Below are 15,536 nucleotides of genomic sequence, written 5' to 3'. Positions count from 1 at the left end.
AGATAGTCATAGGTATAGATAAATTTATTTATAAATACTGTCTGACACTGATTTCTAACAATATTATACAGTTATTTAACACCGCTTTCAAGCAAAATAGAATTACGCTTATTTTTTATGCTGTGGTTGCTGGTTATGATTTTGCGGATTTCCGGCTGTCTGACCGTTCTTATTCTTCAAGACAATATCATCTGCCTTGATATACCAGTCAACGTCTGCACCTTGAAATGTAGCGGTTGCCACCGTGTCAGCTACAGGATTGATGATTTCCACCTCTGCATTGTAATCAAATTCCTTTAATGGAACAGAAGCCGGAATACTCACCTGTATCATGCGTCCTTGCTCTTTACACTTCAAATCGTAGGTGCGTTCCTTGATTTCTTCAGAAACCGTACCGTCCTCATTCTGGATATGTACCTCTCGTCTTAATGCGGAGAATTTCAATACCCCGAAAGTCTTTTCCTTGTCAATAATGATTCCGTTTGCTAATCTCATAAAATTTTACCTCCTTATGCTTTCACCATATCGTCAGCCGATAAGATATAGTTTGTGAATCCTCTTGTACCGATTTTGTAACCCTCTGCGGTGATTTTGGGATTGATAAGTTTCACTTTTTCCTCTGATTCAAAGTTCTTCTCACCGGCAGAAGCAGGCAGCACCACGATAATATCATCTGCCCTCTGTACGTCCGAATAAAGGTTGAAGCTACGGGAAACTACCGTCATACGTCCGTTGATCCTACGCTGTTCCACCTTATTCTCACCTGCAAACTCCAAATTTCCGAATGTTTTTTCCATGTTTGGGATAACGTGTTTTAATTCCATAAATTGTTTACCTCTTTTCTTTCTATATTTTTAAAGATTGATTGTGTCATTCTGCTGTCGGGATAATATCTGTCTGCCTGTGAATTATCAAGGGCAGGCGTTGTGCTGAAAGCACCCTTGACAATCCCCATTCAGAAAGATAAATCGTAATCAAGCAGAAGTTAGATAAAATATCAGGCATATGCTGATTTTCCTAAAATAAATGTGTTTCCGGCGGTTCTTTGTTGTGATAGTTTTTCAATCTTTATCCCTCCAATACTTCTTTGATTCCTGCCATGATGTACTCCGCACAGGGTAAGGCGATTGCGTTTCCAAGTGCGGTACACCTTGCATTGTCGCTGGTCTGTTTTCCGAGATTGTCATACTTCGTCCAGTTGTCAGGAAGCCCCATCAGACGTTCACATTCAAGCGGTGTCAGATAGCGGATAACTCCGTCTTTTTCTTTCCCCTCATACCAGAGCGAAAAAATATTGACAGCACCAGCTAAAAGAGTGGGAAAAGGGTCATCTGACCGTCCGAAGCTTCGTAGGAATCCGGGTATATCTCCCGATTTTGCACAGCTTCGCATTCTTCTTTCCTCAAAGGGACATAAGACGGGTATTTCCCTCCCTGTTTCAGCAGCAGATATTCCACCGGCTCCGGCGGAGGATAGCCTGCTCTCTGTGCCAGTGTCAGGAAGTGGGTACAGTTGACGGGGTTTAAGTAATATTTCTGCGGCACGCTGTCCTCCAAAATCTGCCACGACAAAGACGCGCTTTCTTCTCTGTACGAGGGAGGGTTCTCCCCAATACTGGGCGTCCAAGAGGCGCCAACAGACGTCAGCGACACTCCCTCTAACCATTCCGCATTTTGCCCATCTTCCAGAATCAGGCATTGGAATCTCGGAATCTGTGAATGATTCCAGCACGGATTTAAAGTCCAGCCTGTGATTTGATGAAAACGCTCCTGCGACGTTTTCCCAAACAGCGATAACTGGAAATATTCCATTGGTCGCACACCTCATTTCTTTTATGATTCTGATTGCATGGTAGAAAAGCCCCGATTTACTTCCTGCCAGCCCCTCACGGAATCCGATTGTGGAGAGGTTCTGACAAGGTGAGCCGAATGTGATGATATGCACTGGAGGTATTTCAGAGCCTTTCAGCTTCGTTATATCCCCCAAGTGGAGCATATCGGGAAAATGCCTTTTCGTAATGGAAATCGGTACTTTTTCAATCTCACTGGCCCACACGGGAGTAATCCCGTGACGGGAAGCCGCAAGAGGAAATACCCCGATTCCATCAAACAGACTCCCAAGTGTAAGGCACATTATCTGTTTCCTTTTCTGCCAAATCTCTTATATCCGGCAAAGATAAGACCAGCAGCAGAAATTCCCATCATAACGAATAGTGCGACAAATGGCGTGTTGTCACCTGTTTTTGGTGAATCACTTGTCTTTGTTGGTGTGCTAGGTTCTTCTGGTGTCGTAGGGGATTCTGGTTTTTCTTTGACTGTCACAGTCTGCCCCTCGTCCTTGATGTCCTTATGTTCAGCCACTTTGATAGGCTCGTCTGGATTGGACGTATCGTACAATTCTTCAAAGGTCACAACCTCTTTGCCGCCAAGCTCCGAAGCATTGAACGTAAATTCAATCTGAACCTCCATTTTAGAATCCTCGGCAGTAAAGGTAAGGTTGTTTTCTACACGCTTGCCATTCACTAGAAGTTCTGTATTTTCAGACTTCACCATCTGCCAGCCTTTAAGAGTATATTTCACGCCTTTTTCAAGACCATCTAAAGTGACTGTATCGACAATCGTTACTTCATCGTCTGCTTCAATCGTCTTTTCACCTGTTGCCTTATCGGTAGCGGTTGTGTGCATAGTGATGATACGTTCCGTAATCGTCACCGTTTGCCCCTCGTCCTCAATGTCCTTGTGTTCAGCCACCTTGATAGGCTCATCTGGATTGGATAAGTCGTACAATTCCTCGAATGTCACAAGGTCTTTTCCTGCAAGAGAAGAAGCATTGAATGTAAAGGCAATCTCGACTTCCATACTGGAATCTTTTGCAGTAAAGGTATAGCCACTTTCTACAGGCTGACCATCAATCAAAAGCTGTGCATTTTCAGATTTCACCATCTGCCAGCCTTTTAACTGATAAGCTGTACCTTTTTCCAAGCCATCTAAAATGACCGTATCAATGACAGTTACCTCTTTACCAGCAACAATCATCTTTTCACCTGTGGCTTTGTCGGCAGCATTAGTATGAATCGTAATCATTCGTTCTTCGATAGTCACGGTCTGCCCCTCGTCCTCAATGTCCTTGTGTTCTGCCACCTTGACAGGCTCGTCCGGGTTGGATAAATCGTACAATTCCTCAAATGTCACAAGGTCTTTACCGCCAAGAGCAGAAGCATTGAACGTATAGGAAACCTCAACTTCCATTTCTGATTTTTTCGCAGTGAACGTGTAATCACTTTCCACAGGTTTACCATCTATAAGAAGCTGTGCATTTTCAGACTTCACCATCTCCCAGCCTTTCAACTGATATTTTGTGCCTTTTGTCAGACCGTCCAAAGTCACAGTATCAACGATAGTCACGCTTTTTCCGGCAATGATTGATTTTTCACCTGTCACCTTATCTGTGGCAGTCGTATAGATAGTGATTTCTGGCTCATATTCATCTGTGAGCGTACCTAAATCCACAACAACTTTATTTCTCGATACCACGACATCAAATGCCGGAATCAGCGTCATTCCCTTGTTGGAATCGCAGCGTAATTCTTCGATTGTGTAAGTATCATAGAGCAAAGCACCTTTGCTGTCGTCTGGTGTGGAAGTACCGAACCAGATACCATCTTCACTGGTCTTTCCAGCATTGGTATTCTGCTTGTGAGATACCCAGTCAGAGGAAGTGGAGAACTGACCATTTTTATCTGTCACAATGATATGGCTTTCACCAGTCGTCTTGCTCGTGATCCTAAAGGGAACATTCGCAAGTCTCTTGTGAGTACCATCACCGATTTTCACCCCCTCCAAATCACCACGTTTAATCTGATTGTAGATAGAGTGTGTTTCATCTGTTAAATCCACGATTTTTCCATCTTCTGTGATTTCAAATTCAATCGGTTTTGCACCGTCCGTCAAATATCCCTCTGGTGCGTTACTTTCTTCGATACGGTATTTTCCGTATGGTAACGTATCAGCGTCAGTTGCAGCGATACCGTCAACACCAGTATGGATTGTCTTGACGACTTCATTTTTGTTGTATAACTTGCCATCTACCAAGACAGCGTTATCATTTAAGGAAATGATTTCAAAGGCAGTATCTTTCAAAGTCGCACCACCCTGTGCTTTTGTATCTTTGGTTTCAAGGTCACGTTTCTGGATTTTCACACCGCCACGGATAACCTTGTCTGATACGGAATACTGGTTGCTGCCACTCAACGCCGCAAGCTCACCATCTTCTGTAATCTGTGCCACATAGACACCTTTTATCTGTTCAGAACTTCCGGCAGCCTGCATATAAGCACCCTCCAATAAGTAACCGTTTGGAGCTGCCTTTTCTTCTACAGTGATAGTACCAAGTGGCAAGCAGATAGTACCATTCTGTGTATAGAAACTGTCACCAGACACCTTGTAAGAATCCGCCAATCTTGTGATGTAATGGACTTCATTATTGCTGTCTTTTTCAGCGATTGTCTTTGTCGTCCATGTGCGTGTTGGTTCTGATGGAAGATTGTCTTTTGTGTAGTAACCGTCATAATACTTCCAGACGAACTCCGCACCCTCCAAAGAAGCGTTACCCTGTGGCGTAGCTTTGGAAGTTTCCATATCAATCTTGAAAAGCTCAACCAAAGTATCCGTGACTTTTGGTGTGTCGCTGACTTTTAAAGTCGTAGTTTCGCCAGCTTTGACCGTCATAGTATAGACGTTCTTATCTAACTGAAATCCTTTTGGAGCTTTCGTTTCTTTCACATAGTATGTTGCAGCTCTTAATTCCACAATGTCAGTATTGCCATTGGCATTTGTCGCAAGTGTGGCAACAGACTTCGTGCAGCCTTTATCAGAATAGACACCATAAGTCGCACCAGAGAGAGAATAGCAGTCATTCCCGTTTGTGACTGTGACATTACTGGAAAATTTCTGAATCTTGCCATTTCCGACAGCCAGCTCTGCGAAAAACTGTCCTAAATCCTGCCCCTCACCAGTGTAGATATAGCCGTAACAGTCATAGCGTCCTTTATTTTCTCTTACAAAGGCTTTCGCTCCGGCGAATACTTCATCTTGTACGGATTTTGAGATTTCATCATAGGAAGCTCGTACATTGTCACAGCTCCACCCAAGATGGACGCTCAATCTCTGCCAGACTACCAACTGTCTTAAAAGATAGGCGTGCTGGCTGCTGATTCCAGAATGATTTTTTGTGTACTGTTTGACGTATTCAAGGGATAAGGCAACGTCCTCTATCTGTTCAGCGCTCATGCGTGTGCTTGCGTCGCTTCTGGTCTTATATCCATTCTTAAAACCTGTGTTGATGTCGATACAGTAAGCGTCCTCGCCCTCGACGGTCATATGCCCCTTGTTGAATGTTTCGCTGATAGAACCGTTATTCTCTACACGCTCGACGATTCCGACACGTTCCTCTGATTCCGTCCAGTATTGCGTTTCCGCAGCATGAACAGCGGTTGTGGGTAGAGCAGTAAAGACGGTTGCAAGGGTGAGAACACCTGTAAACAATCGTTTCAATATCTTATTCATATTTTTTGATTCTCCTTTCATTTGGGTAAAAAAATAGACGCTCATTTCTGAACGTCTGAAAATAAAAAAGAAATACCATTTTTCAAGTATTTCTAATTCTATATGTTATTAAATTGTATTTATGTGATATGAAGTTGTTTGCTGCTGTTATGCCGCTATTTGTTGTTGGTATCTCAATGGTACATTACCATCCTGGAACGGATGGATTCTCTCAAACTTCACATGGAAGTCGAGGATATCTTCAAAAATCTTTTCTTCTTTTCCGTTGTACTCTGTAAGCAGCGCTTTCATTTTATCTGCAACTTCTTCCGGAAGTGCAGTATCCATGCCACCGACTTCATTCGGCATCTTTTTATAATCGCCTACAGCAAACCAATCTTTTCTGGAATTACTGGTACCGCTCTTCAAGATCAGATGAAGTTCTTTGATAAACTTCTCTGTCAGAGCTGCCTTTGCATTATCAATAATCATATCAATACACCGGAAGTGATTTGCTGTTTCAATCACATCGTCCACATTCAGCACATCTTTTTCTACACCGATGGTGTTGGTTTCAAAGATATATCTGGTCTGATCGTGGGTCAGGCGGCTGCCTTCAATATGATTGGAGTTATATGTTAAGTCAATCTGTGTCTTATGGTAAATACCACCGGGATACGTACTTGCCTTCTGCTCTTGTAGAATATCCAGCAATATAATTGGCTGCTCTTTCTTTTTATTGGAACGCTCCGGCTTCTCTGCATTCTCAGGAATGTTCCAGGTCTTGCCGGTAAGAAATGCACCGTTCACACGCCCCTTGGCACAGTAATTTCTAACACTGCGCTCGGACACATCCCACTTTTTCGCTATTTCAGTAACTGAAAGATATCGCATCTATGATCCTCCGCCATAAAATCTATCCAAAAAACTACGTTAATCTATTACATAGTATATCACATCATCGGCAAAAATACCAACACATTCCAAGATCGATTTCTGTTCTTTTTGCCGACATAGGAAATGGCGCTTCCGGATATAGAAAGCCGGACTCCATCGAAAATGAAGTCGGCAAGATAAACTCAAAGCTGCCCATCCAGAACCAGGTTGTTGAATCTCATAGGGTTATGATCTTTTAGATACTCTCGGTACATCCGCCCATATTTTCCTATAGGCCGTTCCTCATTGGGAAGCTTCAGATCCGGGATGTAGTAATCTCCAACCAGCACATAGTCCATATTGTTGATACTCTTTTTGTTTTCCATAAACTTGACCTCGATTTCAAAATTTTTGTCACATCGAGACTCACTGGTGTAGTAGAACTACCTTCAAGCCTAAAAAAACTTGATATTACAGGGGATTTTAGAGATTTCTGCAAATAATGCCGTGGCAGATGAAAAGCACTTTTATCATTGTTTTATTTCTCCTTGTTTTGCCCCGGAATGCCCTGTTTTGCAAGGGGTTCTGGGATTCGTGTAGTTTGCTCTGAAATTACAGATTGTGGCAAATCAGGGCAAGATTAAGCAAGTTGTTACTACCTGTTAGTAGTAAAATTGGTAGTAAAAGGGAAAGGGTTACTACTAAAGATTTTCGTTAAGAAATTTCTTCTAAGCTAAAATATGGTGTTGAACTATTATTCTCACAAAACGCATATGCATGATACTTATGCTCCTCTTCATATTTGTCATTACATTATTACACTTCTTTTTATTTCTATTTATGGCATATGCCAGTTATATAATTGACGCATCTAAAAAAAGCAAGTATACTATGTTCGTAAAGGAGATAACGGTTATGAATTTCGAAAATTGTTTTCCACTATGGAATGACTTAAATACAGCACAGAAAAAACTAATTTCAGATAATTTAATCACACAGCATGTAAAAAAAGGAACGGTCATTCACAACGGAAACCTGGACTGTACCGGATTATTACTGGTTAAATCCGGGCAGCTTCGAACTTACATACTTTCAAATGAAGGACGAGAGATTACACTTTACCGTCTGTTCGATATGGATATGTGTCTTTTATCCGCCTCATGTATCATACGCTCCATTCAATTTGAAGTAACCATTGAAGCAGAAAAAGATACTGATCTTTGGATCATCCCTGCTGAAATCTATAAGGACATTATGAAGGAATCTGCTCCCGTCGCAAACTATACCAATGAGTTAATGGCTACCCGTTTTTCTGATGTCATGTGGCTGATTGAACAAATCATGTGGAAGAGTTTGGATAAGCGTGTTGCTTCATTTCTTTTAGAAGAGGCCTCTATCGAAGGAACAAACGAGCTGAAAATCACTCATGAGACGATTGCTAATCATCTTGGTTCCCACAGGGAAGTTATCACTCGAATGCTTCGATACTTTCAAGGCGAGGGTCTCGTCAAACTCTCCCGCGGCAAAATCACAATCCTTGATCCAAAAAGACTGGAAACACTCCAAAGGTCATAAAACTGTTTTTCTGTAACATATAAAGAAGAATCCTCCATTTATCAGAATTATGAAAGTCATTCTAATAAATGGGGGATCTTTTTATGCTATAAGAAAATTATAAAAATATCGTGATTATTTTTTAATAATCCATACCACATGCATATGCCCTTTCAATCAGCGCACGGTCATTGACCACTGCATCATAGAAGCGAAATCCGCCAGAAAAATTATACGTTTCATAACCGTTTCCTTCCAGAATACGGCTCGCAATATAACTGCGCAGACCACTCTGGCATATCAGATACACAGGCTTTCCTTTCTCAATTTCACTAATTCGTTCTCTCAGTTCATCTACAGGTATGTTTTTGAATCCATCAATATGCCCCCTGCTGAATTCACCTACAGTTCTCACATCTAGCAACACCACATCTTTATCTTTAGAAATCTTGTCCATATCTTCCAAATGCCATTGCTTTAATGTCCCTTTTGCAATATTGTCTATCATAAATCCAGACATGTTTACCGGATCCTTGGCAGAAGAATAAGGTGGTGCATATGCCAGATCCAGATCTTTCAACTGAGTTGCATTCAGCCCCGCATGAATTGCTGTTGCCAGCACATCAATACGTTTATCAACTCCTTCATATCCGATAATCTGAGCGCCAAGCAAACGATAGCTCTCTTTTTCAAAAACCACCTTCATGGTCATCACTTTTCCACCAGGATAGTAACCGGCATGACTCATAGGAGAAAGAATTACTGTATCTACCTCTAATCCTGACTTTTTGGCATTGGTTTCATTGATACCTGTAGTGGCTGCTGTCATATCAAACACTTTTATAACGGAGCTTCCCTGACTGCCCAGGTAACGACTATCACCGCCACAAATATTATCAGCGATGATTCTGCCCTGTTTATTGGCTGGTCCTGCCAAAGAAATCAGCGCATCATTACCCGTAACATAATGTTTTACCTGAACTGCATCACCTGCAGCATAAATATCCGGTACAGAGGTTTCCATTCTGTCATTCACTACAATACTTTCCTTGATGCCAAGTTCCAGACCGGCTTCTTTTGCTAATACTGTGTCTGGTGTGACTCCGATTGCCAGAACTACCATATCAGCCTGAAGGGATGGATTATCTTTCAACAGAACCTCCACTTCGTTGTCTTTTTCTTTAAATCCTTCTACTGTATAGCCCAGTACCAGTTTTATCCCATGCTTTCTCATTTCATTATGGATCATGGATGCCATATCCGGGTCAAAAGGGTTCATCAGCTGCTTAGGCCGCTGGACAATCGTAACATCCATGCCAAGCTCCCTCAAATTTTCTGCCAGTTCCAGACCAATAAAACCGCCACCTGCCAATACAGCCGATTTTGGATGGTTCTTATTTATATATTCCTTTATCCGAAAAGTGTCTTCTACAGTACGAAGTGTAAAAAGTTTATCAATACCTACTCCGGGAAGTCTCGGCTGTGTTGGCTTTGCACCTGGAGAAAGAATCAACTTATCATAGTTTTCTTCAAATATCTCATCATTCTCCAAATTTTTCACTGAAACAATTTTACGATCCGGATGTATGGAGATAACTTCATGATGAATTTTCATGTTAATACGAAAGCGTTTAAAAAAACTTTCTGGTGTCTGTAGTGTAAGTTCTTCCGGGTCTGTGATCACGTCTCCAATATAATATGGAAGCCCACAATTAGCATAGGATATGTATCCGGATCTTTCAAACACAGTAATTTCTGCATGTTCATCCAGTCTGCGTATTCTTGCTGCGGCTGTAGCTCCTCCTGCTACACCTCCTACGATTATTACCTTCATCTTATTTTTCCACCTTTCCTGAGTAATCTGCAATGCCACCGATATTATTTACTTTAGAATATCCCATTCGTTGCAGTATCCCAGTTGCCTGACGGCTCCGAGAACCGGAATAACAGTATACAAACAGAGGGATATCCTTATTCTTCGCTACAGAAATAATATTGTCTAGTTGCTGCAACGGCACATTTTTACTTTCTGGTATATGTCCTTCCTGATATTCCTGCGGAGTACGGACATCCAGCAGAACTGCACCAGCAGTCCTTTTATACTCTTCTATGCCTTGATTAATATTCGACTGTTTAAAGAAATCAAAAAATCCCATTAGCACACCTCCCTAAAGCATTTCTAAAATCGCATTCTTAGGTCTCGCCCCTGAAACCTGCTGTACAATCTTCCCATTCTTCATAACCACTAAAGTCGGAATGCTCATAATACTGAACTTATTTGCCAGTTCAGGCTCTTCATCTACATTAATCTTTCCAACTTTAATATCCCTACGCTCACCTGCAATCTTCTCTACAATAGGTACTACCATACATTCTACTGCTACACGAGTAACATTAAATACTCCTTTTACATTTAAGTCAATGACTTTATCAAAAGTCTCCTCTACATAATCCATAAATGAGGTATTTTCTGAAATTCCTGCATTATTTACCAGTATGTCGACACATCCAATATTTTTCACTTGTCTCTTTAAAAGCCTTTCTGACAGACTCCATGCTTGCCAGATTTGGACTAATTCCAGCAACTATTGCATTGGGATATTTCTCTTTTAATTTATCTACAGCAGTATCTGCCGATTCCTTTGAACTTGCCGCCGATACGACTGTAGCGCCTTCCTTCAAGAATTTATCAGCTGTAGCAAATCCTATGCCACGGCTTCCACCCGTAATGATTGCAACTTTGTCTTTTAATCTCATTTAGACTACCTCCTCACTTAGTTTCTAGCTACATTATAAGCAAAAGGTAGATTATTTTCTGTGATATCATCACAAAATATCGCAATAAAAAACCCTGTTGCTCACGCACCAGGGTTTTGGTTTATCCATCCGTATTTAACACAAGATTAGGCTTCTATTCAACTTCTGAAAACTGATCTTTTCCAACATTACATAATGGACATTCAAAATCTTCCGGAACATCCTCCCACTTTGTTCCTGGTGCAATACCACCTTCAGGATAACCTTCCTCTTCATCATATTCCCATCCGCAAACGTCACATACATATTTCATTAGTTTATTCCTCCTTACAAATATATTAATACACAGCATATATTACTGTTGTATCTGAATTGTTTTGTAATCTTAGCACGAATATCAAGTGTTTTTAGCATTTCCTGAACCCATGAAGATTGCAGTATGCGTATACTTCTTCTACATATTCTCCATCGCAGAGGCAAAAATCCGCTACCGGCTCCTGACCTGGATTTAACTGTTTTCTGTATATTCCCTGGTTTGTATTTAATGTAATCCACTCAATGAAATCTTCTTCAAGCATTGGATGTTTTGTCTCTCCGACCACGACATGAACATGATTGCCTTCTACCGTATATACAGGTACATGCTTCTCAACAGCAGCATCTGTCACTCCAGCTTTTAATTCCTGCATAGGTTCTCCGCAACAAATTACAGGTACACCCTTATCCTTTACCTTTTCAACAATGTTTCCACAATGCTTACAAATACAGTACCTTACTTCCATGCCTTTTTCTCCGTCCATGTGTAAAATTTATAATTCAATTGTCTCTATAATCTTTTTCAATGAATCTGCAGATTCCTTAAGCTTTAACGCTTCTTCGCCACTTAAATTAATAGGTATATCAGACTCAATACCATCTGCACCTACAATAGCTGGCATACTTAACGATACTCCGTCAATATCATATACTCCATGAATCATGTGTGATACAGGAAGTATTGATTTTTCATCTCTCATAATCACTTCGCAGATTCTTTTTACAGACATTGCAATCCCATAATAAGTAGCATGCTTTTTGTTTATGATCTCATACGCACTGTTCTTGACTGCTGTAGCTATTTCTGCCGTGTTTTCCTTGTGCTTGTAATGTCCACGCATTTCACACATTTCACTTAATGGAACACCAGATACATTGGCTGATGACCATGCTACAACTTCGCTGTCTCCATGCTCACCTACTATAAATGCATGAACGCTCCTGCTGTCCACAGATAAATGCTCACCAAGCTTATATCTTAATCTGGCACTATCTAACACAGTACCCGATCCAATAACCTTGTTTTCTGGAAGTCCTGATAACTTTATGGCTACCTGAGTCAGGATATCTACCGGATTCGCAACTACAAGCATGATACCTGCAAAATTTCTCTTTGCTATTTCAGGAATGATTGACTTAAATATTGCTACATTTTTATTTACGAGATCAAGCCTTGTCTCTCCCGGTTTCTGTCCCGCTCCGGCAGATATGACAACAATTGCAGCATCAGCCACATCATCATAATCTCCGGCATATATTTTCATCGGACTCGCAAATGGAATACCATGACTGATATCCATCGCTTCTCCTTCTGCCTTGTTCTTATCTGCATCGATAAGGACAATCTCTGTAAACAAGCCACTCTGCATCAGAGCAAATACCGATGCAGAACCAACAAAGCCACAGCCTATCATTACTGCTTTTTTTGAATTAATCGCTTTCTTCTTCATAATAATCTCATCTCCTTAATAATTCTCTTCATGTACTTCAAAATAGCTCTGTGGATGATTACATACCGGACATACTTCAGGCGCCTTAGTTCCTACCACAATATGTCCGCAGTTACGGCATTCCCATACCTTAACTTCGCTCTTTTCAAATACCTGTGCAGTTTCAATATTCTTAAGAAGTGCACGATATCTTTCCTCATGGTGCTTCTCAATCTCACCTACTGCCCTGAATTTTGCTGCAAGCTCAGGGAATCCTTCTTCCTCAGCTGTTTTAGCAAAGCCTTCATACATATCTGTCCACTCATAATTTTCGCCTTCTGCCGCTGCCGCCAGGTTTTCCTTTGTATCACCAATTCCTGCTAATTCCTTGAACCACATCTTTGCATGTTCTTTCTCATTATCTGCAGTCTTTAAAAACAATGCTGACATCTGCTCGTAACCTTCCTTTTTTGCTACAGAAGCAAAAAAGGTATACTTATTTCTTGCCTGTGATTCCCCTGCAAATGCCTCCTGTAAATTCTTCTCTGTCTGTGTTCCTGCATATTTGTTTGCTGCCATCTCTTTTACCTCCGTTTTCTTTACTACTTTTTCAAAATCTGATGCCGGGTGCTTGCACAAAGGACATATAAAGTCATCTGGTAATTCCTCGCCTACATATTCATATCCGCAAATTCTGCAACGCCATATTGTCTGACTGTCCTCTGTTTTAGTAACTGTCACAGCTATCCATGCTGTTCCTCCTTTACCTTCTCCCTGCATTTCGGGCAAACGCCTTTAAATGAAATATCATAATCCACAAATTCAATTCCATGAGTGTTATGAATTCTTTCCAGCAAATCCGGTATTGGATCCATATCCACATCAAAAACTTCACCGCACTTTATACATCTTACATGGTAATGATTTTTCAATGTAAAATCAAATCGGTTCGGTCCATCCGGAACTTCAACCTTCCTTAACGAACCCTCATCTACCAATATATCAAGATTTCTATATACAGTTCCTTTTCCGATTGTAGGATATGCTTCTTTTATAAATTCATACACTTCATTTGCTGTAACATGTCTTTTCATTTCGTATACGGCATTTCTTACAAGATCTTTTTGAATGGTATTTCTCCTACTTGTCATTTCTCCTCCTTATTAGGATTAGTTCTTAATAAGGATTATATACCACTATTATCCTGTTGTCAATAAAAATAGTAATAATTATCATTATTATAAAAACTGCCAAACTGAGCATCTTTTACCTGAATAACTATTTTATTTCGCGTTCAAATACATCGTAGCACCTCCTCCAGAACGAATAATCGTTCTGCATTTAGTATACTTGTGGATATCTTAAATATACAGAATCGCAAAACCAAGTTCTAATTCTATAGAACTATATTCAAAGTTTTTCTTTGCATTTCCGTAAAAAAAGCGTTATGATTGAATCAGTTAAATCAAAGGAGGTATCAAATCATGAAATCACATAAATACTGGTCCTTAGGCGCACTTTTCTGTATGTTGGGATGCATTTATTCTGGAATCAAAAAATCTATGACTGCACATAAATACTTTGCCTATTCTTCATTGCTTTGTATGGGCATGTCCATTTATTCCGGTCACAAACTGGTTTCTCCAAAGAAGAAAAAAATCACTGAATCAAATAATAGTGAGAATAGTTAAATAAAAAATTGACCTTTATTCATCAAAGACAAAGGGGCTGTTGCAAAATAGATGAGTAATCAATCTGCTCCATTTAGTACCATATAAGTGTAAGAGATAAAGTATACCATTAGTGCTTTATCTTCTGCACTTATTTTTTATGATAAGGGAGTAATTGGTCTGGCGAGCTGCTTTTTGGATTAACCACATCCTTCATAAAAACCGTCAACCACCCCTTATTATAAGCGGTCGTTTAAGCAGGTTGAAACCCGCAAGGTGCTTTCGTGTAACGAACTAAAATGAGTGGTAATAAGTGTGGATGGGACAATTACAGATTTTTTAGGAGGTTACAGATGATAAGTGTAGGAATTGATCATTGGTATCGACTGAAAGAATATGAACCGGAAGAAAGTATTTACGCAGAACTAAAGCTTTTAGGTCGACAGTACCGCCATTATATATAGATTTATTTTGAAGAAAGAAAAAGAAGGAAAGTCAAAACGTGCCGCATCTACTCCTACATAACGATAATGCCATGGCTCATAGCTTGTCCCTGTAATCTCCTGTTTCCCTTGTGGGTACCGTAATATGAAACCATAATTATGTGCATTTGCGGCAAGCCACGTATATACCTCATCATTTGAGCTCTTTGATTTATCAGCATTAATATCAACTGCAATGCCTAATTGGTGTTCACTTGTTCCAGGCAAAGCTACCCATTCCTTAGTAGTTCTTTCTGCTCTTGACTGTGAATATCCTTCATTTATATAAGCCTTTATCTTATCATCTAATATTTTCTGCTGTTCATCATAAGTTCGATAACCTTCCCGAACAACCGGATATATTCTATCTTTCCTTGCTGCATCAAACATTTCTTGTAAATACGTATATATCCTGCTATCCACCTTTTGACCATTCGATAACTCTGTTAATTCCACTCTATAATCTTCCGGTATTTCATTCCAACGGTTTATTACAATTGAATACCACTCCTCCGGAACTGGAATACTATGTAAATTCCCTAATCGAGAAGGAAATTCGTGAAATAGATTACATAGTATCAAAAGCAAGTAAACTATGATAATTCCTCTCAACCATTTCCCTCGCAACTTATTTTTTTTATCTCTTTTCTTTGCCATATTGTTATTTATGCCTTCATCCTTTTTGACCAGCTCTTTATAGCGAATGGCATACATAGAATACCAATCAAGACAGGAATAGTAATAAGTAGATATGGTGACCAGATAAGCTTCCCCAAAATACGAAAAGTATTAGTTCTGAAAATATCTGTTGAACTTCCTACCAATGGTATTAAATCCAATGCTTTTTGCATTTTATAAGGAAGATATTCTGCAATCATCATTGGTCCATATACAACAGCCAGACTAAGC

The 15,536-nt window shown here is 40.2% G+C and carries 16 protein-coding genes and 4 pseudogenes; 2 read left to right on the top strand and 18 right to left on the bottom strand.

All coding sequences use genetic code 11. The features are described 5' to 3' along the window. Positions 1-108: 108 nt before the first annotated feature. From LI162_RS08385 to LI162_RS08360, 6 genes and pseudogenes are all read right to left on the bottom strand, one after another. A complete protein-coding gene (locus tag LI162_RS08385; protein ID WP_227156265.1) occupies positions 109-495 on the bottom strand; it encodes a YdcP family protein in 387 nt (128 codons plus the stop codon). 14 nt (positions 496-509) lie between these two features. After that, on the bottom strand, positions 510-824 hold the full coding sequence (locus LI162_RS08380; RefSeq protein ID WP_005363246.1) for a YdcP family protein: 315 nt from the start codon (positions 822-824) through the stop codon (positions 510-512). Positions 825-1,068: 244 nt separating this feature from the next. Then, positions 1,069-2,133: a DNA cytosine methyltransferase gene (locus tag LI162_RS08375; protein WP_255616099.1), complete on the bottom strand. Its 1,065-nt coding sequence runs from the start codon at positions 2,131-2,133 to the stop codon at positions 1,069-1,071. Further along, complete coding sequence (locus tag LI162_RS08370) at positions 2,133-5,564, bottom strand: VaFE repeat-containing surface-anchored protein (RefSeq protein ID WP_227156263.1); 3,432 nt, start codon at positions 5,562-5,564, stop codon at positions 2,133-2,135. The genes LI162_RS08375 and LI162_RS08370 overlap by 1 nt, the downstream gene beginning before the upstream one ends. Positions 5,565-5,747: 183 nt before the next feature. Further along, positions 5,748-6,437 (bottom strand): annotated as a pseudogene (locus tag LI162_RS08365) (Fic family protein); the annotation flags it as partial. A 188-nt stretch (positions 6,438-6,625) separates the two neighbouring features. Continuing rightward, positions 6,626-6,805 (bottom strand): annotated as a pseudogene (locus LI162_RS08360) (TnpV protein); the annotation flags it as partial. A gap of 505 nt (positions 6,806-7,310) precedes the next feature. Here LI162_RS08360 and LI162_RS08355 point away from each other — a divergent pair. After that, positions 7,311-7,994, top strand: coding sequence for a Crp/Fnr family transcriptional regulator (locus LI162_RS08355; protein WP_195937068.1), 684 nt, complete (start codon positions 7,311-7,313; stop codon positions 7,992-7,994). Between the two features lie 121 nt (positions 7,995-8,115). Here the strand turns inward: LI162_RS08355 and LI162_RS08350 are convergent, their stop codons facing one another. From LI162_RS08350 to LI162_RS08315, 10 genes and pseudogenes are all read right to left on the bottom strand, one after another. Continuing rightward, positions 8,116-9,807 carry an FAD-dependent oxidoreductase gene (locus LI162_RS08350; RefSeq protein WP_227156259.1) on the bottom strand — a complete coding sequence of 564 codons (1,692 nt, stop codon included), beginning with the start codon at positions 9,805-9,807 and terminating at the stop codon, positions 8,116-8,118. A 1-nt stretch (position 9,808) separates the two neighbouring features. Beyond that, entirely contained in the window at positions 9,809-10,129 is a 321-nt protein-coding gene (locus tag LI162_RS08345; RefSeq protein ID WP_195937603.1) for a rhodanese-like domain-containing protein, read from the bottom strand. 12 nt (positions 10,130-10,141) lie between these two features. Next, the gene (locus tag LI162_RS15770) at positions 10,142-10,495 is read right to left on the bottom strand and encodes a thioredoxin family protein (RefSeq protein ID WP_331470809.1); all 354 of its coding nucleotides are present in this window, start codon (positions 10,493-10,495) and stop codon (positions 10,142-10,144) included. Then, on the bottom strand, positions 10,458-10,730 hold the full coding sequence (locus tag LI162_RS15570) for an SDR family NAD(P)-dependent oxidoreductase (RefSeq protein WP_195937601.1): 273 nt from the start codon (positions 10,728-10,730) through the stop codon (positions 10,458-10,460). Before LI162_RS15570 ends, LI162_RS15770 begins: the two co-directional genes overlap by 38 nt. A gap of 154 nt (positions 10,731-10,884) precedes the next feature. Next, positions 10,885-11,043: a rubredoxin gene (locus tag LI162_RS08335; RefSeq protein ID WP_005339874.1), complete on the bottom strand. Its 159-nt coding sequence runs from the start codon at positions 11,041-11,043 to the stop codon at positions 10,885-10,887. A gap of 94 nt (positions 11,044-11,137) precedes the next feature. Then, on the bottom strand, positions 11,138-11,512 hold the full coding sequence (locus LI162_RS08330) for a desulfoferrodoxin family protein (RefSeq protein WP_227156316.1): 375 nt from the start codon (positions 11,510-11,512) through the stop codon (positions 11,138-11,140). 27 nt (positions 11,513-11,539) lie between these two features. After that, positions 11,540-12,496 (bottom strand): L-lactate dehydrogenase, encoded by a 957-nt coding sequence (locus LI162_RS08325; protein WP_227156257.1) that lies wholly within the window; start codon positions 12,494-12,496, stop codon positions 11,540-11,542. Positions 12,497-12,511: 15 nt separating this feature from the next. Then, on the bottom strand, positions 12,512-13,054 hold the full coding sequence (rbr, locus tag LI162_RS08320; protein WP_055156848.1) for a rubrerythrin: 543 nt from the start codon (positions 13,052-13,054) through the stop codon (positions 12,512-12,514). Positions 13,055-13,096: 42 nt separating this feature from the next. Beyond that, positions 13,097-13,255 (bottom strand): annotated as a pseudogene (locus LI162_RS15925) (rubredoxin-like domain-containing protein); the annotation flags it as partial. After that, positions 13,219-13,626 carry a Fur family transcriptional regulator gene (locus LI162_RS08315; RefSeq protein ID WP_195937608.1) on the bottom strand — a complete coding sequence of 136 codons (408 nt, stop codon included), beginning with the start codon at positions 13,624-13,626 and terminating at the stop codon, positions 13,219-13,221. The gene LI162_RS08315 and the pseudogene LI162_RS15925, both read right to left, overlap by 37 nt. Before the next feature lie 333 nt (positions 13,627-13,959). Here LI162_RS08315 and LI162_RS08310 point away from each other — a divergent pair, with 333 nt between their 5' ends. After that, the gene (locus LI162_RS08310; RefSeq protein ID WP_008688150.1) at positions 13,960-14,166 is read left to right on the top strand and encodes a DUF6219 family protein; all 207 of its coding nucleotides are present in this window, start codon (positions 13,960-13,962) and stop codon (positions 14,164-14,166) included. 413 nt (positions 14,167-14,579) lie between these two features. Here the strand turns inward: LI162_RS08310 and LI162_RS08305 are convergent, their stop codons facing one another. Together LI162_RS08305 and LI162_RS08300 are read right to left on the bottom strand one after the other, a co-directional pair. Beyond that, positions 14,580-15,284 carry a M15 family metallopeptidase gene (locus LI162_RS08305; RefSeq protein ID WP_227156255.1) on the bottom strand — a complete coding sequence of 235 codons (705 nt, stop codon included), beginning with the start codon at positions 15,282-15,284 and terminating at the stop codon, positions 14,580-14,582. An 8-nt stretch (positions 15,285-15,292) separates the two neighbouring features. Then, positions 15,293-15,536 (bottom strand): annotated as a pseudogene (locus LI162_RS08300) (ABC transporter permease); the annotation flags it as partial.

This window comes from Mediterraneibacter sp. 210702-DFI.3.120 (genome assembly GCF_020561005.1).
Taxonomy (GTDB): Bacteria; Bacillota; Clostridia; order Lachnospirales; family Lachnospiraceae; genus Mediterraneibacter; species Mediterraneibacter faecis.
Note: the sequence above shows the minus strand (reverse complement) of the source record. Positions and strands in the feature narration are given on the sequence as shown.